Raw genomic sequence first — 20,897 nt, 5'->3', positions numbered from 1 at the left:
GTCACCAGATCGACATTCCCGGTCCGCTCCCCCTGCCCGAACAGACACCCCTCCACCCGGTCCGCCCCCGCCATCAGCGCCAGCTCCGCCGCCGCGACAGCCGTGCCCCGGTCATTGTGCGGATGCACCGACAGACACACGAACTCACGCCGCGACAGATGACGCGACATCCACTCGAAACGGTCCGCATGCGTCGACGGCGTCGAACGCTCCACCGTCGCCGGCAGATTCAGAATGATCTCCCGCCCCGCCCCCGGCTCCCACACATCCATCACGCCCTCACACACCTCCAGGGCGAAATCCAGCTCGGTGTCCGTGAAAATCTCCGGACTGTACTGATAACCGAACACCGTCTCCGGACCCAGGATCTTCTCCGCGTACTCCATCACCAGCCGCGTACCGTCCACAGCGATCCGCCGGACCTGCTCCCTCGACCCCCGGAACACCACACGCCGGAACTCCGGAGCCGTCGCGTTGTACAGATGCACCGTCGCACGATGAGCACCCCGCAGCGACTCGACCGTACGCTCGATCAGCTCCTCCCGCGCCTGCGTCAGCACCGAGATCGTCACATCCTCCGGAACCGCACCCTCCTCGATCACCGACCGCACAAAAGCGAAATCCGTCTCCCCCGACGACGGAAAACCCACCTCGATCTCCTTGTAACCCATACGCACCAGCAGATCGAACATCTCCCGCTTACGCACCGGCGACATCGGATCGATCAACGCCTGATTACCATCACGCAAATCCGTCGACAGCCAGCGCGGAGCAACAGTGACCCGCTTGTCGGGCCAAGTGCGGTCAGGAATGTCCACCGCCTCATACCGGCCGTACTTATGGATGGGCATTCCCGACGGGCGCTGGGTGTGGGTCGCGTTGGTGACGGGCGTGGCGCCGCCGACAGAGGCGAAAGAAGATTCAGACATTGCGCAGGGCTCCTCGTGTGTCCACTGGGACGGCCGACGGGGCGCGATCGCCGCAACGCCAGACTCCGCGGGGAGGGGGTCGGCCTACGACTACAGGCCCTCGCCGCGGCAGCTAAGGAGAAGCAGCCCGAAACGCATGATGCGAGGGAGCCTAGCCCAGCCGCACGGTCCTCGCCGGTCCGTATCAGCATGCGGAACCGGAACCGCCCTCTCCTCGATCCACGAAGGTATTCCCCGGACCCCGACAGATCACTCCATTTCAGCAACCTCGCTCGCGATGGGTGCAATCTCCATCACGGAGTGCCACATTGCCTCTATGGACGCCAACACTCCCGTTTTCTGCACCATCGTGCCGCCGCATGTCCTCGACAAGCTCGCGGGTGCGGACGATCCGGCCGTCTCCGGGCCCGCCCGCCGCACCCTGGAGGCCGACTCCTCCCAGCGCACGCGACGCCGGCTGACGGCGATCCGCGCCGTCGCGCCGTCGCGGGCCGCCGAGCCGGCGGGAAAGCCGGACCGCGCCATCCACGACTGCCGGCACGGCACCGTCCTGCCGGGCACGAAGGTCCGCGGGGAGGGCTCCGAGCCCGGCAGGGACGCCACCGTCAATCGCGCGTACAGCGGGCTCGGCGCCACCTTCGAGCTGCTGCTGAAGGCATACGGCCGCGATTCCCTGGACGGCGCGGGACTGCCGCTGACCGCCAGCGTCCACTACGACCGGGAGTACGCGAACGCCTTCTGGGACGGCGAGCAGATGGTCTTCGGCGACGGTGACGGCGAGATCTTCCTGGACTTCACGATCCCGGTCGATGTGATCGGCCATGAGCTGGCCCACGGGGTCACGCAGTACACGGCCAATCTCAGCTACTACGGGCAGTCGGGCGCCCTGAACGAGTCCATGTCGGACGTTCTCGGCTCGCTGGTCAAGCAGTTCACCCTGGACCAGACGGCCGACCAGGCCGACTGGCTGATCGGCCAGGGCCTGCTCGCGCCGCGCGTCACCGGCGTCGCGCTGCGCTCCATGAAGGCGCCGGGCACGGCGTACGACGACGATGTGCTCGGCAAGGACCCGCAGCCGGCCGTCATGGACGACTACGTACGGACGAACCAGGACAACGGCGGGGTGCATATCAACTCCGGCATCCCCAACCACGCGTTCTATCTGCTCGCCGAGCGGCTCGGCGGAAAGGCGTGGGAGCGGGCGGGGCGGATCTGGTTCGACGTGCTGACCGGGGGCGAACTGGCCGTCGACGCGGACTTCGCGGACTTCGCCCGGCTGACGGTCGCGGCGGCGCGGTCCCGCTTCGGGGACGGGGCGGAGCACGAGGCGGTGGTCAAGGCATGGTCCCAGGTCGGCGTCCCCACGGCGTGAAGGGCGTGACGGGAAGGGCATGGGCGCGGGAGCGTCGGCTACCGCGCCCGCCCTCCAGGCACTAGACAGGAGCCATGCGTATCGAAGTGCGTCGTACGGGCGGTTTCGCGGGCATCGAGCGCAGGGCCGAGGTCGACACCTCGTCCCTGCCCGACACCCCCGTCTGGCGGGAACTCGCGGAACAGGCCATCACGGACGCCACCGGGACCCCCCGCTCCCCCGTGGTGCCCGACGGCTTCAGCTATCGGATCACCGTCGACGACCACGAGTTCCACTGCGCCGACCCCCACCTCTCCGAGGCCCAGCGCACCCTGATCTCCCGCGTCCTGAAGGAAGGCGCCTGAGCCCTGTCCGGCCGGGGCACGGACAGGGCGGGCGGCAAAGACCGTCGGCCGGGGTGGCCCCGTTCAGAAGCCGAGTTTGCGGAGCTGCTTCGGGTCGCGCTGCCAGTCCTTGGCGACCTTGACATGGAGGTCGAGGAAGACCGGGGTGCCGAGCAGGGCCTCGATGTGTTTGCGGGACTTGGTCCCGACCTCCTTGAGGCGCTTGCCCTTCGGGCCGATGATGATTCCCTTCTGGCTGGGACGCTCGATATAGACGTTCGCGTGGATGTCCAGGAGCGGCTTGTCCGCCGGGCGGTCCTCGCGCGGGAGCATCTCCTCGACCACGACCGCGATCGAGTGCGGGAGTTCGTCCCGTACGCCTTCCAGCGCGGCCTCGCGGATCAGCTCGGCCACCATGACCTGCTCGGGCTCGTCGGTGAGATCGCCCTCCGGGTAGAGCGGGGGGCTCTCCGGGAGCAGGGGGACCAGCAGGTCCGCCAGCAGGCCGATCTGCTGGTCGCCGACGGCCGAGACCGGGACGATCTCCGCCCACTCCAGACCGATCTCCTTGCCGAGCAGATCGATCGCGATGAGCTGCTCGGCGAGCGTCTTGGAGTCGACGAGGTCCGTCTTGGTGACGACGGCGACCTTCGGCGTCTTCTTGATGGCCGCCAGTTCCTTGGCGATGAACCGGTCGCCGGGGCCGAGCTTCTGGTCGGCGGGCAGACAGAAACCGATCACGTCGACCTCGGCCCAGGTCGTCCGTACGACATCGTTCAGGCGCTCGCCGAGCAGGGTGCGCGGCTTGTGGAGGCCAGGGGTGTCGACCAGGATGAGCTGGGCCTCGGGGCGGTGCACGATGCCACGGACGGTGTGCCGGGTGGTCTGCGGCCGGTTCGAGGTGATGGCCACCTTCTGACCGACGAGAGCGTTCGTGAGGGTGGACTTGCCCGCGTTGGGGCGGCCGACGAAGCAGGCGAAGCCCGCCCGGTGGGGGACTTCGGCTGTCTCGGGAGAGGAGGTACGAGCGCTCATGGCGCCCATTCTCCCCGATCGTTCACGCCGCGCCGACCAGATGGGCCACGGCGGTCACCACCGGGCGTCCCCGACGGGCGTGGGCGGACCGCCACCGGCCGGTGCGCCGCGCGCGGGTCAGCTCGCCTCGACGGTCACCCGCAGCACGCCGTCGGGGCCCGCCACCAGGACCGGGGTTCCCGCGCCGCCCAGATCACGCACGGCCGCGAGGTCCTCGTCGGACGGCGTCTCCGCCTCGGTGACCACGGCCGCCGCCTCCAGTGAGTTCGCACCGCTGGCCACGGCCATCGCGACGGCGGTGCGCAGCGCGCTGAGCCTGAGGGAGGCCAGCTCCACGGTGCCGGCGACATAGGTACGCCCGGTCTCGTCCCGTACGGCCGCGCCCTCCGGTACGCCGTTACGGGCACGGGCGCTCCGGGCCAGGGTGATGATCTTGCGGTCCTCGGGGCCGGGGCCGGTGCCGGGATCGGTGCTCTCAGTCATGTGCCGAGCATAGGCAGCGGGTGCGGTGCCCCCGTCGACGGGGAGCGGCCGCGACCGGGACGCCCTGCGCCGCCGGGACATGGTCCCGCACGCGAGCCGGCGCGCCGGTCAGCCCGCGACCGGGTACAGCGAGCCGCGCCGGCCCTCCGGTGACGCCAGCCACTCCAGCTTCGCCGCCGTGTCCGCCTCCGGCAGCGGGGTGTGCAGCATGATCACCAGATCGGGCCTGGCCGGCACCCGGAGCTGGGTGGACTCCAGCAGCAGGGTGCCGACCAGCGGGTTCTCCAGCTCCTCGCGCACCTGTCCGGCGGGCGCGATGTCCCGCCGGTCCCACAGCCGGGCGAATTCGTCGCTGCGCTCCTTCGCCTCCCGCACCAGGGCCTGGAACCCCTCGTCGTCGGGACACTCCGAGTACGCGGCGCGGAACTGGGCGACGATCCGCGGCGCGATCTGCGCCCAGTGCGTGATCCGTGCGCGGTAGATCGGATCGGTAAAGAAATTGATCAGACAGTTCCTGGAGAACCCGGGCCGCAGACCGTGGACCGCCGAGGCCGCGTCGTTGTACATGATCACGTTCCAGTAGCCGTCCATGATGTGCGCGGGGTACGGCATCCAGGCGTCGATCAGCCGCCGCAGCCCGGTGCACATACCGAGCGCCGCCGGATCCACCTCCGGCGGGGGCGGGTTGAGCCCCGCCAGCACATACAGATGGCGCCGTTCGGTGCCGCTGAGTCTGAGCACCCGCGCCACCGAGTCCAGGACCTGTGGCGAGACGGTGATGTCCCTGCCCTGTTCCAGCCACTGGTACCAGGAGACGCCGACGCCCGCGAGGACGGCCACCTCCTCGCGCCGCAGCCCCGGTGTACGGCGCCGGGCGCCGCCGTCCGGCAGGCCCGCCTCGGCCGGGCTGACCCGGGCGCGTCTGCTCATCAGGAACTCACGCAGTTCGCTGAGGCGGTGCGCCTTTCCGGTCCCCCCGGTGGTCTGCCCGGTCCGCCCGGTCCGCGTGGCCATCTGGAGTCCCCCTGCCGAACCGCCCCGCCCAACTGCCTTCGCCGGCCCGCCTGGTGGTGCCGCCAACAGGATAAGTTCCCGCTCCCCACGCCTATTCCTGCCGCCCCAGGCTGTCGGGCATGGCATTCGAGACCTCCACGACTGGTTCCTCCGACACCGGGCCGCCCGGCACGCGTGAACCCGCCTCGGCCCCCGCACCCGCACACGCCCCCGCCCCCGGGTCCGAGTCCGGCGCCGCGTCCGCTCCCGGGCGGCTCACCGGCCGGGCCAGGCTGATCCTCATGGTGCTGTGCGCCGCCCAGTTCATGGTGGCGCTCGACTTCTCCGTACTGAATGTGGCCCTGCCCGTCCTCGGCGCGGATCTCGGGATGAGCCGGTCCGCGCTGCAATGGGCGGTCACGGCCTTCGCGTTGCCGTCCGGCGGCTTTCTGCTGCTCTTCGGCCGGATCGCCGATCTCTACGGCCGGCGCCGGCTGTTCCTCACCGGTCTCGCGCTCTTCGGCGCGGCCTCGCTGCTGGCCACCCTGGCCTGGAACCCGGCGGTCTTCCTGGCCGGGCGCGCGCTCCAGGGGCTGGGCGCCGCCGTGATCGTCCCGACCGGCATGTCGCTGCTGACCACCACCTTCCCGGAGGGGCCGCAACGAGACCGGGCACTGGGCATCAGCGGCACCCTGCTCTCGCTCGGTTTCACCATCGGCATGGTGCTGGGCGGTGTGCTGACCGACACCCTGGGCTGGCGCTCCACGATGGGACTGCTCGCCGTCGCCGCGCTCATCGTGCTCGCACTGGCGTCCGGCCTGCTGCCCGAGTCCCGTACCCCCGACCGCCCACGGCTCGACATCCCGGGCGCGGTGACCGTGACGGGCGGGCTGCTGGCCGTGATCTACGCGCTGTCGACCGCAGCCGACCACGGTTTCGGTGGTGCGGATGTGCTGATGACCCTGATCGCGGGCGTCGCGCTGCTGGTGGCCTTCGTCCTGGTCGAGTCGCGCAGTGCCGCTCCGCTGGTCTCCCTGCCCATGCTGGGCAGGCGCACCGTGGCATTCGGCAATCTGGGCGGTCTGGTCACCTTCTCGATGATGAGCACGGTGGTCTTCGTCCTCACCCTCTATCTCCAGGACTCGCTCGGGCTGTCCGCCTTCGAGACCGGTCTGGTCTTCGGGCTCCAGGGTGTGCTGTCCGTGGTGGCGGGCTCGCTGGCCGTCCGGCTGATCGGCCGCTTCGGTGCCCGTCGCGCCCTGGCCGTCTCCCTGCTCGGTCAGGGGCTGTTCACCGCGACCCTGCTGGGTCTGGGCAGCGGCTCGGGGGTCGTGCTGGCGACGGTGGGGGTCTCGCTGGCGAGCATGTGCCATCTTGTCGCGGTCATCTCGTACGGACTGACGGTGACCTCGGGTGTCCCGGACAGGGAGCAGGGGCTCGCGACGGGTCTGGTGACCACGACCCAGCAGGTCGGCATCACGGTCGGTATCCCGCTGCTGGGCTCGGTCGCGGCGGCTCAGATCGTGCTCTACGACGGGGTACGGCTCGTCCTGGCCGTGGACGCGGCGATCGTGGTCGTGGCGGCGCTGCTGGTGGCGGCGGGGCTCCGTACCACCGGGCGCCGGACGCCACGGTCCTGACCGCCCCCTGGGCCCCTGGGCCCCCGGGGGCCCTCAGGGCCGGTCGAGCCGCAGCCGCTCCGCCCTCGGCAGACCGGCCACCACCAGGTCGTACGAGTCCTCGATCAGCTCCCGCACCATCCGCGCGGGCAGTTCCCCGACCGTCACCGTGTTCCAGTGGCGCTTGTTGAGATGCCAGCCGGGGACGATCGCGGTATGCGTCTCGCGCAGCCGGATCGCCTCCTCCGGATCGCACTTGAGGGCGATCTTCAGCGGCCGTTCCTCCAGCGCGCAGAACGCGAAGATCTTGCCGCCCACCCGGAAGACCGTGAGACCGGGGCTGCGGGGGAACGGGACGTCCTCGGACGTCCCGTTCAGCCCCAGGCACGAGGCCTTCAGCTCTTCCGGTCTCACGCGTCCTCCGGTGTCACGCGGCGGGCTCCTCCTTGCGCACCGGCTCCACCAGGACCGTGACGATCTTGTTGCGGCGGCCGGCCGGGGACTCCGCCGTCAGCCGCAGACCGCGCCCGTCGGGCAGCTCCACCTCGGCGCTCGCCCCGGCGATCGGGACCCGGCCCAGCGCCTTGGCCAGCAGTCCGCCGACCGTCTCCACATCCTCGTCGTCGTACTCGTCGAACCCGAACAGCTCGCCGAGATCACCGATGTCGAGCCGGGCCGTGACCCGGTAGGAGCCGTCACCGATCTCCTCGACCGGCGGCAGTTCACGGTCGTACTCGTCGGTGATCTCGCCGACGATCTCCTCCAGGATGTCCTCGATCGTGACGATGCCGGCCGTGCCGCCGTACTCGTCGATGACGACCGCGACATGGCTGCGCTCCTGCTGCATCTCGCGGAGCAGATCGCCGGCGTTCTTGGTGTCGGGGACGAAGGCGGCGGGACGCATCGCCGTGGAGACCAGATCGCTCTCGGAGTCCCGGTTGATATGGGTCTTTCTGACCAGGTCCTTGAGATACACGATGCCGACCATGTCGTCCTCGTTCTCCCCGGTCACCGGGATCCGGGAGAAGCCGGAGCGCAGGGCCAGGGTCAGCGCCTGCCGGATCGTCTTGTACCGCTCGATACAGACCAGGTCCGTGCGCGGGACCATGACCTCCCGTACGAGGGTGTCGCCCAGCTCGAAGACGGAGTGGACCATCCGGCGCTCGTCGTCCTCGATGAGGGACTCCTGCTCGGCGAGGTCGACCAGGGCCCGCAGCTCGGCCTCACTGGCGAACGGTCCCTTGCGGAAACCCTTGCCCGGGGTGAGGGCGTTGCCGAGGAGGATCAGCAGCTGCGGGATCGGGCCCATGATCCTGGCGAGCGGCAGCAGCACATACGCCGAGGCCGTCGCCGTGTTCAGCGGATGCTGGCGCCCGATGGTGCGCGGGGAGACGCCCACCGCGACATAGGAGACGAGGACCATCACCCCGATCGCGACGACCAGCGCCGACCAGGTCTCCTCGAACTCGTTGAGACAGACGTAGGTGACCAGCACCCCGGCCGCCATCTCACAGGCGACCCGGACGAGCAGGGCCACATTCAGATAGCGCGTCGGATCGGCGGCGACCTGCTCCAGCTTGGCCGCGCCGCGCCGCCCCGAGCGGACGGCCTCGGCCGCCCGGAAGCTGGAGACCCGGGCGAGGCCCGCCTCGGCCGACGCCGCCAGCCAGGCGACGACGACCAGGGCGACCGCTCCGACGATCAGTTGCGCGGTCACGAGACGGTGGGCGCGGGGGACGGACCCGTGAGCCCCTGTTCGGATCGCCAGCCGTCGACGATCGCCGCCTGGAGGCCGAACATCTCGGCCTTCTCGTCCGGCACCTCATGGTCGTAACCGAGGAGATGCAGCACACCGTGGACGGTGAGCAGCTGGAGCTCCTCGTCCATGGTGTGCCGCGTCGGGGCTTCCTCGCCCTGCTTCTTCGCGACCTCCGGGCAGAGGACGATGTCACCGAGGAGCCCCTGCGGGGGCTCCTCGTCGTCCTTGACCGGCGGACGCAGCTCGTCCATCGGGAAGGACATGACATCCGTCGGGCCCGGCAGATCCATCCACTGGATGTGGAGCTGCTCCATGGCCGCTTCGTCCACGACGATCACCGACAACTCGGAGAGCGGGTGGATGCGCATCCGGGTGAGCGCGTAGCGGGCGACATCGAGGATCGCCTGCTCGTCGACCTCGGTGCCTGACTCGTTGTTGACGTCGATCGACATGGTGCGCTCTTGTTCTACTTCCCGTTTCGGCCGTCGTTGCGGCTGTCGTACTGCTCGTACGCGTCGACGATACGGCCGACGAGCTTGTGCCGTACGACATCCTGCGAGGTGAGACGGGAGAAGTGCACATCGTCCACGCCTTCCAGGATGTCCTGGACCTGGCGCAGACCGCTCTTCGTGCCGCCGGGAAGGTCGACCTGGGTGATGTCACCGGTGATGACTATCTTCGATTCGAACCCGAGCCGGGTCAGGAACATCTTCATCTGCTCGGGGCTGGTGTTCTGGGCCTCGTCGAGGATGATGAACGCGTCGTTGAGCGTGCGGCCGCGCATGTACGCCAGCGGCGCGACCTCGATCGTGCCCGCCGCCATCAGCCGCGGGATCGAGTCGGGGTCGAGCATGTCGTGCAGTGCGTCGTAGAGCGGGCGCAGATACGGGTCGATCTTCTCGTAGAGCGTCCCGGGCAGGAAGCCGAGCCGCTCACCCGCCTCGACGGCGGGCCTGGTCAGGATGATCCGGTTGACCTGCTTGGCCAGGAGGGCCTGGACCGCCTTGGCCATGGCGAGATAGGTCTTGCCCGTACCGGCGGGACCGATGCCGAAGACGATCGTGTGATGGTCGATCGCGTCGACATACCGCTTCTGGTTCAGGGTCTTGGGGCGGATGGTCCGGCCCCGGCTGGACAGGATGTTCTGGGTGAGCACCTCGGCGGGGGTCTCGGGGCCGTCCGCACCGCCGTTCTCGCTCGCCCTGAGCATGGCGATGGAACGTTCCACTGCGTCCTCCGTCATCGGCTGACCGGTGCGGAGCACCAGCATCATCTCGTCGAACAGGCGCTGGACGAGCGCGACATCCGCCGCGCTGCCGCTCGTACTGATCTTGTTGCCCCGGACATGGATGTCCGCGGCCGGGAACGCCTTCTCGATCACGCGGAGCAGGGAGTCGCCTGAGCCCAGGACCGTCACCATGGGGTGATTGGCGGGGACGGTGAAGTGGGTACGTGCCTGCCCCTCCGCGGGGGTCCGGGCTGTAGGTGTCTGAGTCATGGGCCGGCTCTGTGGCCTGCGCATACCTCCCGTTGCAGGGTTCTCGCCGCTCGACAACCTCTGAGGTACCAGCGTACGGCTCCGCACTGACAAGCCCCAGGGCTTTTACCTGTGCCGTTCCTGAACCTTGCGGTACGCGTCGGCGCGGCGCGTCTCCGTGTCGCCTCCGCGTCGCCTCCGCGTCGCCTCCGGGGCGGCGGCCCGGGGTCAGCCCGAGCGGCCGAAACCGATGGTCGGTACGGCCCTGCGCAGCGGCCACGGCCTGCTCGGCGCGGGCAGCAGCTCCTCCAGGAAGGCATAGCGCCGCAGCGCCGCCGGGTCCTGGTCCGAGCAGGCCTGTACGTACTGCCACCAGGTCGCGACCTCCGACCAGCCGGGCGCGGAGAGCGAGCCGCCGAACTCCTGGACCGAGAGCGCGGCGGTCAGTCCGGCGAAGGCCAGCCGGTCCGCGAGCGGCCAGCCGGCGAGCGTGCCGGTGACATAGCCCGCCACGAAGACATCGCCCGCGCCCGTCGGGTCCAGGGCCTCCACCGCGATGGCCGGGACCTCGGCGGTCTCGCCGGTGGCGCCGTCCACGGCGTACGCCCCGTCCGCGCCCAGTGTGACGACGGCGACCGGCACCCGCTCGGCGAGTATCCGCGCGGCTGCCTTGGGGCAGTCGGTACGGGTGTAGCGCATCGCCTCCTCGGCGTTGGGCAGGAAGGCCTCGCAGTGCTCCAGATCGGCCAGTCCGGCCAGATCCCAGCGGCCGGACTCGTCCCAGCCGACATCGGCGAAGATCCGCGCCCCGCGGCGGACTGCGCGGGCGATCCACTCGTCGCGGCGGCCCGGGGTGAGCGCCGCGACGGCGGCGCGGGCGCGGGGCGGGCATTCCGGGAGGGCGCCTTCGGGCGGCGGGGCCTCGTGGCCGTGCGAGACCATCGTCCGCTCGCCCTCGTACGCCATGGAGACCGTGACGGGCGAGTGCCAGCCGGGGACGGTGCGGGAGCGGGACAGATCGATGCCCTCGCCCTGCGCCAGCGCGTCCCAGCAGTACTCGCCGTAGTGGTCGTCGCCGAAGGCCGCCGCGAGCGAGGTGTGCAGTCCGAGTCGGGCGAGCGCGGTGGCCATGTTGGCGATCCCGCCGGGGCTCGATCCCATACCGCGTGCCCAGGACTCCGTACCGCGTACGGGGGCGCTGTCCAGGCCGGTGAAGATGATGTCGAGGAAGACCGTGCCCGTCAGATAGACATCGCAGGCCGGGTCGTCCGGGGCGCGCAGCGCGCCCAGCGGATCGACGTGCGCGTCGGCATGCGCTGCGTGTTCCGCGGTGTGTTCCAGCGGGTCTCCATGGGGTGTGATCACGGCGTGCTCCCGATCGCGTGCGGATCCGGACAGTCTGCCCGATCCTCGCCGCCGGGGCGGACGCTCGGGATCCCCATCAGCGCCATGTTCGATTCAGTTCGACATCGCGTCGCATTCAGTCAGAACTTGATCAGTGATCAATCATGAATCGATCGATTCATGACCGGTCTTGCCTTCAGGCGGATCGCTTCGGCAGCGGCACGCGCACCAGATCGGCGGCGACGGTCAGTTCACCGTCGAACCCGGCCGCGCGTGCCTGCCGCTCGAACTCGTCGGGATCGGCGTAACGCTGCGAGAAGTGCGTCAGGACGAGATGCCGTACGCCGGCCTCGTGCGCCGCCCGTCCCGCCTGGCCCGCCGTGAGATGGCCGTGCTCGGTCGCCAGCCGCTCGTCCTCGTCCAGGAACGTCGACTCGATGACCAGCAGATCGCACCCCTCGGCCAGCGTGCGCACCCCCGGGCAGAGCCGGGTGTCCATGACGAAGGCGAACCGCTGGCCCCTGCGCGTCTCGCTGACGTCGTCGAGGGTGACACCGTTCAGCGAGCCCTCGCGCTGGAGACGGCCCACATCGGCGCCCGCGATACCGTGCTCGGCCAGCAGCGCCGGGAGCATCCGCCGCCCGTCCGGCTCGACGAGCCGGTAGCCGTACGACTCGACGGGGTGGGAGAGCCGGTGCGCCTCCAGCGTGTACGCGCGGGTCCGCGCGAGCACCCCGTCACCGGTGACCGGCGCCTCGGTCAGCGCGACGGTCTCACGGTAGGCCGTCGCGTACCGCAGCCGCTCGAAGAAGTGCTGTCCGCTCGCCGGGTAGTGCGCGGTGACCGGATGCGGCACCCGGTCGAGATTGATCCGCTGGATGACCCCGGCCAGTCCGAGCGAGTGATCACCGTGGAAGTGCGTGACACAGATCCGGTCGATGTCGTGCGCGGCGACCCCGGCGCGCAGCATCTGGCGCTGTGTGCCCTCGCCCGGGTCGAAGAGCAGACCCGCGCCGTCCCACCGCAGCAGATAGCCGTTGTGGTTGCGGTGGCGGGTGGGCACCTGGCTGGCGGTGCCGAGCACGACCAGTTCGCGTACGGACAAGACGCCTACCCGGGAGGCCAGTTGAAGCCGCGGCCGCCCAGCACATGGGCATGGGCGTGGAAGACGGTCTGACCGGCCCCCGCGCCCGTGTTGAAGACGATCCGGTAGCCGCTGCCGTCGGTCCCGTCCCCGACGGCGACCGCCGCCGCCTCGCGCAGCACGTCGGCGGCGACACCCGGCTCGGCCGTGGCGAGGGCGCCCGCGTCCGGGTAGTGCGACCGGGGGATGACCAGGACATGGGTCGGGGCCTGCGGATTGATGTCACGGAAGGCGACGGTGGTCTCCGTCTCCCGCACGACGGTGGCCGGCACCTCCCCCGAGACGATCTTGCAGAACAGGCAGTCGGCCTGTGGTTCTCCGGCCATGATCCGGGCCTCCTCGACGCCGCCGGTGATCCGTTCGGTATGGACGCATGCTATCCGTCCGCGGGCCGCCGTCTGTTGAGAGCCGCCCTGCTGAGCCAGTACGTGAGGAGCATCCCCCAGAACAGGGGCACGCCCAGTCCGCCGACGAGGCCCGCGCCCGCCCCGGGCAGGGCGACCACGGCCGCCGAGTGGAGTCCCAGCAGTCCGACGGCCACGCCCATCGCCACCACGGGCGGGCAGCGGCGGGCCAGCAGCAGCATCGGCCGGCGCAGCCGCGCGGGCAGCCGGTGCCGTATCCACAGCCCCCACCCCGCCCAGAGCGCCGCGAGCGCGGTGGCCGCCACTCCCTGGGCGACGAGGGCGCCGGTACCGCTGTCGCCGGTGCGCGGACCGACCGTACCGAGGACGGATACGACGAGTCCGGCCAGCGCGACCCAGCGGGCGCCCGCCGCCACGCCCCAGGCCATGGACTCCAGATTGAACCGGGCGTCCCGGTCCGCCGTGTCGAGGGCCGCCGCCGTGGCGAAGCCCTCCGCCGCGGCGGTCCACGCGCCGCGCCGCCGCCATCGGTGCCCCATGCTCAGCATCGCCAGGTTGTTGTGAGCCTCGCTGCTCTGCGGGTTGAGACGCAGCGCGGCGCGGTAGGCGAGTTCGGCGGTACGGAAATCACGCAGCCGGTGGGCGGTGACCCCGACGAGGAAGTGCGCGGAGTCGTGCTCCGGGGCGAGTTCGGCGGCCTGCCGGGCGACGGCGTACGCCTCTTGGCGGCGGGAGCGGTCGCCGGAGCGGTCGAGGACCCAGGCGAGCGCCTGGTACGCGCCCCAGAAGTGCGGTGCGAGCCGGATCGACTCGCGGGCCGCCGCCTCGGCCTCGGTGTACCGGCGCGCGCCGGTGAGCAGTTCCGCGCGCACGATCCAGGCGGAGAGCCGGTGCGGGTCGGCGCGCAGCGCCTCGTCCACCGCGCGCAGTGCCTCGGCGCGGTCGCCGAGCGCGTGGGCGCAGCGGGCGAGCAGGACCCAGGCGCGCGCGTCGTCGGGGCGAGCGGCGAGATGGGCGGAGACGGTGGCGGCGGCCTGCTCGTAACGGCCCATCTCATGGAGCGCGTCGGCCCGCTTCAGCGCCTCGCTCACCGGAGACGGCCGAAGCCGGGGCGGCCGGCGGTCACAGCTTCCGCTTCTTCTTCAGATAGGCGAGGAGATCGTCGTACATACCGCCGTCGTTGGCGAACATGGCGACATTGCGGGCCGCCGCGAACCAGGGCTCCGTGGACGGCCGTACCTCCTTGGCCGCCGCCAGCAGGTCCTTCATATTGATCATGCGGACCGTGCCCGTACGGGCCGAGTCGAGCAGCGCGCTCTCCGCGGCGGAGTCGCAGAGATGGGCGAGATCGGCGCCGGAGAAGTCCTCGGTGAACTTCACCAGTCGGCCCAGGTCGACGGATTCGATGGGCCGCTCGCGCAGGTGGTACCGGAGGATCGCCTCGCGGGCGGGCGCGTCGGGCGGCAGGACGAGCAGCGTACGGTCGAGCCGGCCGGGCCTGCGCAGCGCGATGTCCACGTCCCAGGGGACATTGGTGGCGGCGAGCACGAACACGCCCTCGTTGGCGGCGTCCACACCGTCGAGTTCGGTGAGGAGCTGGTTCACGGTGTTGCGCATCCCGCTGTGGTGCGTACGGCTCCGCTTGGCGCCCAGCGCGTCCAGCTCGTCCAGGAAGACCACGCAGGGCGCCTGACGGCGGGCGGTCTCGAACACCTCGTGCATATTGCGCTCGGAGTTGCCGATCCACATGTCCAGTACGTCGTTGACCGACACGGACAGGAATCCGGCGCCCAGTTCGCCCGCGACGGCCCGCGCGATGAAGGTCTTCCCGCAGCCGGGAGGACCGTACAGAAGCAGTCCGCCGCGCAGGCTCTTGCCGAACAGCCTGCGCAGTTCGGGGTTGCGCATGGGGGCGAGGAAGGCGGCTTCGAGGCGGTCCTTGACCTCCCGCATCCCGCCGACATCGGCGAGGCTCACGGACCCCGGCGCGTCGATGTCCCAGGCGGGGACGGAGCCGGCGTCGCCGCCGCCGTCGGCCGCGGGCGGAGCCTCGGGGGCCGGGGAGCCGGCGGCGCTGTCGGAGGTGACGAAGCGGGGCGGGACGGCGTCCTCGATCTGCCGCTCGGCCGCGGTCCAGTCGAAGCCGCCCGGTTCGGAGGGTGGTTGACGCGGAAGGTCCGTCTCCGCGGGGGCCACGGGGGCGGGAGTCTCTAAGGAAGCCGCCGGAGCCACCGGAGCAGCGGGGGCACCGGGAGCAGCGGGGGCTTCCGGAGTGGCCGGCGCTCCCATGGCGCGCAGCATCAACGCCCGCGCGTCGGCGTCCCCCGGCGCGTGCTGAAGCGCGACGGCCGCCTCGGTGACCGCCTCCTCCGTGTGTCCCGCGCCGAGCAGCAGCTCGGCGAGATGGAGCCGTAGCGGCACATCGTCGGGGGCCGCGGCCACGGCGGCGCGCAGGCTCCGGATCAGCGGAGACTCATCGGACATACCGTCAGCCTACGAAGCGGCGGTGGGCCGCTGTCCAGCGGGTGGCGAGTACGGGCCGCGATGGTTGAACGGCGCCGGACAGCGTTGAGCAGCACGTTCCGTCGCACGGACCCGGATCCGGCCCCATACGCCTCAGACGTCTCGGACGCCTCGGAGACCCCACACGTCTGCCTCGGACGTCTCGGGACGTCTCGGACGCCCCGGACGTCTCAGGACCAGCGACCGGTGCGGCCGAGCAGCAGGGCCGTGGCCGCCGTCCCGGCGGTGGAGGTGCGCAGTACGGTGCGGCCCAGGCGGTACGGCTTCGCACCCGCCGCCGCGAACGCCGCCAACTCCTCCGGGGACACGCCCCCCTCGGGCCCGACGACCAGCACGATCCGGCCATCGGCGGGCAGCGGCGCGGTGGCCAGCGGCTCGCTGCCCTCCTCGTGCAGGACGGCGGCGAAGTCCGCGTCCGCGAGCAGCGCCGCGACCTGCTTGTCGGTCATGGGACCGGTGACCTCGGGAAAGCGCAGCCTGCGCGACTGCTTGCCCGCCTCGCGCGCCGTGGCCCGCCATTTGGCCAGCGATCTGGCGCCCCGCTCGCCCTTCCACCGGGTGACGCAGCGCGCGGCCTGCCACGGCACGATCGTGTCGACGCCGGTCTCCGTCATCGTCTCGACGGCCAGTTCCCCGCGGTCCCCCTTGGGCAGCGCCTGGACGACGGTGATCCCGGGCGAGGGCTCCGCCTCGGTCCGTACCTCCGTGACCGCCACATCCAGCCGGTCCTTGCCCTCGACGGCGGCGACCGTCCCGTACGCGCCGGTGCCCGCGCCGTCGGTCAGTACGATCTCCTCGCCGACGCGCAGCCTCCTTACGGAGACGGCGTGACGCCCCTCGGCGCCGTCGAGCGTGACCGTGCCCACGCGCAGTGCGCCGTCCTCGACGACGAAGACCGGCGCGGTCACGAGGCGGTGCCCACGCCGCTGCCCTGGCCTTTGCCCAGGCCATTGCCCAGGCCGGTGGCCAACGAGGCCCGGGTCGCTTCGAGTTCGGCCTCCAGCACCTCGACGAGCTGGCCGGCGGGCAGTTCACGGGCCATCCGGTGGCCCTGTCCCGCCCAGAGCGCCATCCCCTGCGGATCGCCCACCCGGGCGGCGGCCTTGCGCAGTCCGGAGGTGAGATGGTGCACCTCGGGGTAGGCGGCCGGGGCGTACGGGCCGTGCTCGCGCATGAAGCGGTTGACCAGACCACGGGCGGGCCGGCCGGAGAACGCCCGGGTCAGCTCGGTCCGTACGAACAGCGGGTTGGTCATGGCTTGTTTGTGCAGTACGTTCGCGCCGGACTCGGGGCACACCAGAAACGCCGTACCGAGCTGCGCCACGTCCGCGCCGGCCGCGAGCGCCGCCGCGATCTGACCGCCGCGCATCAGCCCGCCCGCGGCGACGATCGGAAGCTGTACGGCCTCCTTGACCTGGGCGATCAGTGAGAGCAGCCCTATGCCCGCGCCGTCGACGGCGGGGTCGTCGCGGTGGGTGCCCTGGTGTCCGCCGGCCTCGACGCCCTGGACACAGACGGCGTCGGCGCCCGACCACTGCGCGGTCTGCGCCTCCTCGGGTGTGGTCACCGTGACCACGGTGTACGTTCCGGCGCGGGCCAGCGCGTCCAGGGTGGACCTGGTCGGACATCCGAAGGTGAAGGAGACGACCGGCACCGGGTCGTCGAGCAGGATCGCGAGTTTGGCCTCGTAGCCGTCGTCCCGTCCGGCCTCGGGATCGCCGAGCGGTGTCTCGTACCAGGTCGCCTCACCGGCGAGCTGATTGCGGTAGACCTCGATGGTCGCGCGGTCGGCGCTGTGCTGCTGCGGCATGAAGAGATTGATCCCGAAGGGCTGACCGGTCAGCCCGCGCAGCTGTTTGACCTCTTCGTACATACCGTCCGCCGTCTTGTACCCGGCGGCGAGGAACCCGAGACCGCCGGCCTCGCAGACAGCCGCGGCGAGCTGGGGGCAGGAGGCGCCGCCCGCCATGGGGGCCTGCACGATCGGATACCGGCAGAGATCGGTCAGTGCGGAGGACATGGAGGCATGGTGCCATGCCCTCCGTGACAGCTCCGAATCGGTGCCGCACCTGGCGGGGCCGCTGAAACGGCCGCGCAAAAAGGCCGACGTCCAGAGAAATCCCTGAACGCCGGCCCACAACAACCTGTCGGCGTCGAACACGCCTTCAGCCGCGAGAACCGTTCCTATCGGCCGCCGGCCTACCGGCCGTTGAACGCGTCCTTCAGCCGCGAGAACAGACCCCGCCGGCCCGGCTGACAGCACCACCCGGGGGACCACCCCCGGACCCCCAGCCCGGCAAACCACCCACCAGCCACAGCCCTACCGGCCGTTGAACGCGTCCTTCAACCGCGAGAACAGACCCTGCTGACCCGGCTGGAACTGGCCCGTGGGGCGCTCCTCGCCGCGCAGCTTCGCCAGCTCGCGCAGCAGCCGCTCCTGCTCCGGGTCCAGCTTCGACGGGGTCATCACCTCGACATGCACGATCAGATCGCCCCGGCCGCCACCGCGCAGATGCGTGATGCCCCGGCCGTGCAGCGGGATCGACTGGCCCGACTGCGTGCCCGGCCGTACGTCGATCTCCTCCATCCCGTCCAGCGTCTCCAGCGGGCACTTCGTGCCCAGCGACGCCGCCGTCATCGGGATGGTGACCGTGCAGTGCAGATCGTCGCCGCGCCGCTGGAACACCGAGTGCGCCAGCTCATGGATCTCGACGTACAGATCACCGGCGGGGCCGCCGCCGGGGCCGACCTCGCCCTCACCCGCGAGCTGGATGCGGGTGCCGTTGTCGACACCGGCCGGGATCTTGACCGTGAGCGTACGGCGGGAGCGGATACGTCCGTCGCCCGCGCACTCGGGGCACGGGGTCGGCACGACCGTACCGAAGCCCTGGCACTGCGGGCACGGCCGCGAGGTCATGACCTGGCCCAGGAAGGACCGGGTGACCTGCGAGACCTCGCCGCGGCCACGGCACATGTCACAGGTCTGCGCCGAGGTGCCGGGCGCCGCGCCCTCGCCGGAACAGGTCGTACAGACGACGGCCGTGTCGACCTGGATGTCCTTCGTCGTGCCGAAGGCCGCCTCGTTGAGGTCGATCTCCAGCCGGATCATCGCGTCCTGGCCGCGCCGCGTCCGCGATCTGGGACCGCGCTGCGACGCCGTGCCGAAGAACGCGTCCATGATGTCGGAGAAGTTGCCGAAGCCACCGGCCCCGAAGCCGCCGGCGCCCCCGCCCCCGTTCGCCGAGAGGGGGTCCCCGCCGAGGTCGTAGACCTGTTTCTTCTGCGGGTCCGACAGCACCTCGTACGCGGCGTTGATCTCCTTGAAGCGCTCCTGCGTCTTGGGATCGGGATTGACATCCGGATGCAGCTCGCGCGCGAGCCGCCGGAATGCCTTCTTGATCTCGTCCTGAGATGCGTCGCGGCGTACGCCGAGTACGGCGTAATAGTCCGTGGCCACTTACGACTCCGCCAGGATCTGTCCGACGTAACGTGCCACTGCGCGTACCGCTCCCATCGTTCCGGGGTAGTCCATGCGGGTCGGTCCGACCACGCCGAGTTTGGCGACTGCCTCGTCGCCAGAACCGTAGCCGACCGCGACGACGGACGTGGAGTTGAGGCCCTCATGGGCGTTCTCGTGCCCGATACGTACGGTCATGCCGGGATCCTTGGCCTCGCCGAGCAGCTTGAGGAGCACCACATGCTCCTCCAGCGCCTCCAGCACCGGCCGGATGGTCAGGGGGAAGTCGTGTCCGAAACGGGTGATGTTGGCCGTACCGCCGATCACCAGCCGCTCCTCGGTCTCCTCGACCAGGGTTTCGAGCAGGGTCGCGAGCACGGTGGACACCACACCGCGGTCCTCCTGCTCGAAGGAGTCGGGCAGGTCCTGCACGAGCTGCGGGACATCCGCGAAGCGGCGTCCGACGATCCGGCTGTTGAGCCGGGCCCGGAGATCCGCGAGCGAGGTCTCGCCGAAGGGCGCGGGAGCGTCGACCATGCGCTGCTCGACCCGTCCCGTGTCCGTGATCAGGACGAGCATCAGCCGGGCGGGCGCGAGCGCCAGCAGCTCCACGTGCCGCACCGTCGAGCGGGTCAGCGAGGGGTACTGGACGACGGCGACCTGCCGGGTGAGCTGCGCCAGCAGCCGGACCGTACGGCCCACGACGTCGTCGAGGTCGACGGCGCCGTCCAGGAAGTTCTGGATGGCACGGCGCTCCGGCGAGGACAGCGGCTTGACACCGGCCAGCTTGTCGACGAAGAGCCGGTAGCCCTTGTCGGTCGGGATGCGTCCCGCGCTGGTGTGCGGCTGGGCGATGAAGCCCTCGTCCTCCAGCACCGCCATGTCATTGCGGACGGTCGCCGGTGAGACACCGAGCTTGTGGCGCTCGGTGAGCGCCTTGGAGCCGACGGGCTCCTCGGTGCCGACATAGTCCTGGACGATGGCGCGCAGCACCTCGAGTCTGCGTTCGCTGAGCATGGCGCACACCTCCAGCTCTGGTCGTCGTGCCGGGCCGTTCCGCGGTCGTTCCGGTCCTGCTACTCACTTCTTGGCAACTTCTTGACACTCTTCTTGGCACTCGCTCACGGGGAGTGCCAACACTCCCCCCGTAAGTGTACGGCCGTGGGGTACACCCGGAGCAAGAGCGGCCGAACACGATACCGCCCGATCCGGCGTATCGGCGGCGGCGCCGTTTCCGTACCGTCCCGTAGCGTCCTGGTATGGACGTCTGTTGGGAAGAACACGGGTGGGAGCGGCTGGCCCCGGGAGTGGGGCGGCGACGGCTGCCGGGGTGGGACGCGACGGCCGGACTGGTCGTGGGCACGGACGCCGTCCTGCTGTACGACACGGGCTCGACGGTCCGTGAGGGCGCCGAACTCGCCGCCGGGGTACGGGCCCTGCTGGGCGGCGGCCGGCACGTGACGCATATCGCACTCAGCCACCCCCACTTCGACCATGTGCTGGGGACGGCCGCGTTCCCGGGGGCGGAGGTGTACGGGGCGGTGGGCATGGCGCGGCTGCTGGCGCCGGGCGGCTCGGGCCCGTCCGGCCCGTCCGGCCCGTCCGGTCTGCCTGGTATGCCTGATACGACGGGTGTGTCTGGTGCATCGAGTCTGTTCGAGGAGGCCGTACGGCTCGGGGCGGACGCGGAGGAGACGGCGCGGGCGGTGGACGGGCTGGTGGCACCCCGGCACGAGGTGTCGGGGCTGCTCACCCTGGAACTGGGCGGTGGGCGCCGGGCGGTACTGGTGAACGCGGGACCCGGGCATACGGCGCACGACTTGGCGGTGCTGGTGGCGGGGGCTTCGGGGGCGCCTTCCGTGGTCTTCTGCGGCGATCTGGTGGAGGAGTCCGGTGAGCCGCAGGCGGGCCCCGACGCCGTCCCGGGGCGCTGGCCGGCCGCCCTGGACCGGCTGCTGACGCTGGGGGGCGAGGACGCGGTGTATGTGCCGGGACACGGCGCGGTGGTGGACGCGGCGTTCGTACGGGCACAACGCGACGCGCTGGCGACGCGGTTCGGGGTGTCGTAGCCGTA

21 protein-coding genes and 1 pseudogene are annotated in these 20,897 nt (G+C 70.8%); 4 read left to right on the top strand and 18 right to left on the bottom strand.

From position 1 onward, the window contains the following. On the bottom strand, positions 1-929 hold a 929-nt coding region (locus ACWGDX_RS27445), incomplete at its 3' end, for a 2-isopropylmalate synthase (protein WP_453629724.1). Between the two features lie 316 nt (positions 930-1,245). Between ACWGDX_RS27445 and ACWGDX_RS27440 the strand changes: the two genes are divergently transcribed. Together ACWGDX_RS27440 and ACWGDX_RS27435 are read left to right on the top strand one after the other, a co-directional pair. Next, positions 1,246-2,301, top strand: coding sequence for a M4 family metallopeptidase (locus ACWGDX_RS27440; protein WP_453629722.1), 1,056 nt, complete (start codon positions 1,246-1,248; stop codon positions 2,299-2,301). 74 nt (positions 2,302-2,375) lie between these two features. Continuing rightward, positions 2,376-2,645 carry a protealysin inhibitor emfourin gene (locus tag ACWGDX_RS27435; RefSeq protein ID WP_453629720.1) on the top strand — a complete coding sequence of 90 codons (270 nt, stop codon included), beginning with the start codon at positions 2,376-2,378 and terminating at the stop codon, positions 2,643-2,645. Between the two features lie 63 nt (positions 2,646-2,708). On the opposite strand, the gene era is transcribed toward ACWGDX_RS27435, so the two are convergent. The 3 genes from era to ACWGDX_RS27420 all read right to left on the bottom strand — a co-directional run bounded on the left by era (position 2,709) and on the right by ACWGDX_RS27420 (position 5,156). Then, positions 2,709-3,668, bottom strand: coding sequence for a GTPase Era (gene era, locus ACWGDX_RS27430; protein WP_453629718.1), 960 nt, complete (start codon positions 3,666-3,668; stop codon positions 2,709-2,711). Between the two features lie 108 nt (positions 3,669-3,776). Further along, complete coding sequence (locus ACWGDX_RS27425) at positions 3,777-4,142, bottom strand: cytidine deaminase (RefSeq protein WP_453629716.1); 366 nt, start codon at positions 4,140-4,142, stop codon at positions 3,777-3,779. Positions 4,143-4,250: 108 nt separating this feature from the next. Beyond that, positions 4,251-5,156, bottom strand: coding sequence for a helix-turn-helix transcriptional regulator (locus tag ACWGDX_RS27420; protein ID WP_453629714.1), 906 nt, complete (start codon positions 5,154-5,156; stop codon positions 4,251-4,253). Positions 5,157-5,275: 119 nt separating this feature from the next. Between ACWGDX_RS27420 and ACWGDX_RS27415 the strand changes: the two genes are divergently transcribed. Next, positions 5,276-6,775 carry an MFS transporter gene (locus tag ACWGDX_RS27415; protein ID WP_453629712.1) on the top strand — a complete coding sequence of 500 codons (1,500 nt, stop codon included), beginning with the start codon at positions 5,276-5,278 and terminating at the stop codon, positions 6,773-6,775. A 33-nt stretch (positions 6,776-6,808) separates the two neighbouring features. On the opposite strand, the gene ACWGDX_RS27410 is transcribed toward ACWGDX_RS27415, so the two are convergent. The 14 genes and pseudogenes from ACWGDX_RS27410 to hrcA form a co-directional block, all read right to left on the bottom strand. Continuing rightward, the gene (locus ACWGDX_RS27410; RefSeq protein WP_453629710.1) at positions 6,809-7,168 is read right to left on the bottom strand and encodes an MmcQ/YjbR family DNA-binding protein; all 360 of its coding nucleotides are present in this window, start codon (positions 7,166-7,168) and stop codon (positions 6,809-6,811) included. 13 nt (positions 7,169-7,181) lie between these two features. Next, entirely contained in the window at positions 7,182-8,471 is a 1,290-nt protein-coding gene (locus ACWGDX_RS27405; protein WP_382864453.1) for a hemolysin family protein, read from the bottom strand. After that, a complete protein-coding gene (ybeY, locus tag ACWGDX_RS27400; protein WP_363085071.1) occupies positions 8,468-8,965 on the bottom strand; it encodes an rRNA maturation RNase YbeY in 498 nt (165 codons plus the stop codon). The genes ACWGDX_RS27405 and ybeY overlap by 4 nt, the downstream gene beginning before the upstream one ends. Positions 8,966-8,979: 14 nt before the next feature. After that, entirely contained in the window at positions 8,980-10,011 is a 1,032-nt protein-coding gene (locus tag ACWGDX_RS27395) for a PhoH family protein (RefSeq protein WP_365900936.1), read from the bottom strand. Positions 10,012-10,218: 207 nt separating this feature from the next. Continuing rightward, entirely contained in the window at positions 10,219-11,331 is a 1,113-nt protein-coding gene (locus ACWGDX_RS27390) for a carbohydrate kinase family protein (protein WP_453629737.1), read from the bottom strand. A 199-nt stretch (positions 11,332-11,530) separates the two neighbouring features. After that, positions 11,531-12,439, bottom strand: coding sequence for a ribonuclease Z (locus ACWGDX_RS27385; protein WP_453629708.1), 909 nt, complete (start codon positions 12,437-12,439; stop codon positions 11,531-11,533). A 5-nt stretch (positions 12,440-12,444) separates the two neighbouring features. Next, complete coding sequence (locus tag ACWGDX_RS27380) at positions 12,445-12,804, bottom strand: histidine triad nucleotide-binding protein (RefSeq protein WP_382864458.1); 360 nt, start codon at positions 12,802-12,804, stop codon at positions 12,445-12,447. Positions 12,805-12,854: 50 nt separating this feature from the next. Then, positions 12,855-13,649 carry a tetratricopeptide repeat protein gene (locus ACWGDX_RS27375; RefSeq protein ID WP_453629735.1) on the bottom strand — a complete coding sequence of 265 codons (795 nt, stop codon included), beginning with the start codon at positions 13,647-13,649 and terminating at the stop codon, positions 12,855-12,857. Beyond that, positions 13,647-13,937, bottom strand: a pseudogene (locus ACWGDX_RS27370) (tetratricopeptide repeat protein); the annotation flags it as partial. The pseudogene ACWGDX_RS27370 and the gene ACWGDX_RS27375, both read right to left, overlap by 3 nt. Positions 13,938-13,965: 28 nt before the next feature. Further along, complete coding sequence (locus ACWGDX_RS27365; protein WP_453629705.1) at positions 13,966-15,327, bottom strand: ATP-binding protein; 1,362 nt, start codon at positions 15,325-15,327, stop codon at positions 13,966-13,968. Between the two features lie 209 nt (positions 15,328-15,536). Continuing rightward, on the bottom strand, positions 15,537-16,274 hold the full coding sequence (locus ACWGDX_RS27360; RefSeq protein ID WP_453629703.1) for a 16S rRNA (uracil(1498)-N(3))-methyltransferase: 738 nt from the start codon (positions 16,272-16,274) through the stop codon (positions 15,537-15,539). Continuing rightward, positions 16,271-17,386: a nitronate monooxygenase gene (locus ACWGDX_RS27355; protein WP_453629701.1), complete on the bottom strand. Its 1,116-nt coding sequence runs from the start codon at positions 17,384-17,386 to the stop codon at positions 16,271-16,273. The genes ACWGDX_RS27360 and ACWGDX_RS27355 overlap by 4 nt, the downstream gene beginning before the upstream one ends. Before the next feature lie 300 nt (positions 17,387-17,686). Next, positions 17,687-18,823 carry a molecular chaperone DnaJ gene (gene dnaJ / locus ACWGDX_RS27350; RefSeq protein ID WP_363081223.1) on the bottom strand — a complete coding sequence of 379 codons (1,137 nt, stop codon included), beginning with the start codon at positions 18,821-18,823 and terminating at the stop codon, positions 17,687-17,689. Then, positions 18,824-19,840 carry a heat-inducible transcriptional repressor HrcA gene (gene hrcA / locus ACWGDX_RS27345; protein ID WP_453629699.1) on the bottom strand — a complete coding sequence of 339 codons (1,017 nt, stop codon included), beginning with the start codon at positions 19,838-19,840 and terminating at the stop codon, positions 18,824-18,826. Between the two features lie 242 nt (positions 19,841-20,082). Here hrcA and ACWGDX_RS27340 point away from each other — a divergent pair, with 242 nt between their 5' ends. After that, the gene (locus ACWGDX_RS27340; RefSeq protein WP_453629697.1) at positions 20,083-20,892 is read left to right on the top strand and encodes an MBL fold metallo-hydrolase; all 810 of its coding nucleotides are present in this window, start codon (positions 20,083-20,085) and stop codon (positions 20,890-20,892) included. Positions 20,893-20,897 lie beyond the last annotated feature (5 nt).

This window comes from Streptomyces sp. NPDC055025 (assembly GCF_053608565.1).
This window is presented reverse-complemented; position numbering and strand designations above follow the sequence as displayed.

What these genes read in the sequence shown, in the direction of transcription:
- ACWGDX_RS27440 (WP_453629722.1), top strand. Translation starts at nt 1,246, where the DNA reads ATGGACGCCAACACTCCCGTTTTCTGCACCATCGTGCCGCCGCATGTC.
- ACWGDX_RS27435 (WP_453629720.1), top strand. Translation starts at nt 2,376, where the DNA reads ATGCGTATCGAAGTGCGTCGTACGGGCGGTTTCGCGGGCATCGAGCGC.
- era (WP_453629718.1), bottom strand. Translation starts at nt 3,668, where the DNA reads ATGGGCGCCATGAGCGCTCGTACCTCCTCTCCCGAGACAGCCGAAGTC.
- ACWGDX_RS27425 (WP_453629716.1), bottom strand. Translation starts at nt 4,142, where the DNA reads ATGACTGAGAGCACCGATCCCGGCACCGGCCCCGGCCCCGAGGACCGC.
- ACWGDX_RS27420 (WP_453629714.1), bottom strand. Translation starts at nt 5,156, where the DNA reads ATGGCCACGCGGACCGGGCGGACCGGGCAGACCACCGGGGGGACCGGA.
- ACWGDX_RS27415 (WP_453629712.1), top strand. Translation starts at nt 5,276, where the DNA reads ATGGCATTCGAGACCTCCACGACTGGTTCCTCCGACACCGGGCCGCCC.
- ybeY (WP_363085071.1), bottom strand. Translation starts at nt 8,965, where the DNA reads ATGTCGATCGACGTCAACAACGAGTCAGGCACCGAGGTCGACGAGCAG.
- ACWGDX_RS27395 (WP_365900936.1), bottom strand. Translation starts at nt 10,011, where the DNA reads ATGACTCAGACACCTACAGCCCGGACCCCCGCGGAGGGGCAGGCACGT.
- ACWGDX_RS27380 (WP_382864458.1), bottom strand. Translation starts at nt 12,804, where the DNA reads ATGGCCGGAGAACCACAGGCCGACTGCCTGTTCTGCAAGATCGTCTCG.
- ACWGDX_RS27365 (WP_453629705.1), bottom strand. Translation starts at nt 15,327, where the DNA reads ATGTCCGATGAGTCTCCGCTGATCCGGAGCCTGCGCGCCGCCGTGGCC.
- ACWGDX_RS27355 (WP_453629701.1), bottom strand. Translation starts at nt 17,386, where the DNA reads ATGTCCTCCGCACTGACCGATCTCTGCCGGTATCCGATCGTGCAGGCC.
- hrcA (WP_453629699.1), bottom strand. Translation starts at nt 19,840, where the DNA reads ATGCTCAGCGAACGCAGACTCGAGGTGCTGCGCGCCATCGTCCAGGAC.
- ACWGDX_RS27340 (WP_453629697.1), top strand. Translation starts at nt 20,083, where the DNA reads ATGGACGTCTGTTGGGAAGAACACGGGTGGGAGCGGCTGGCCCCGGGA.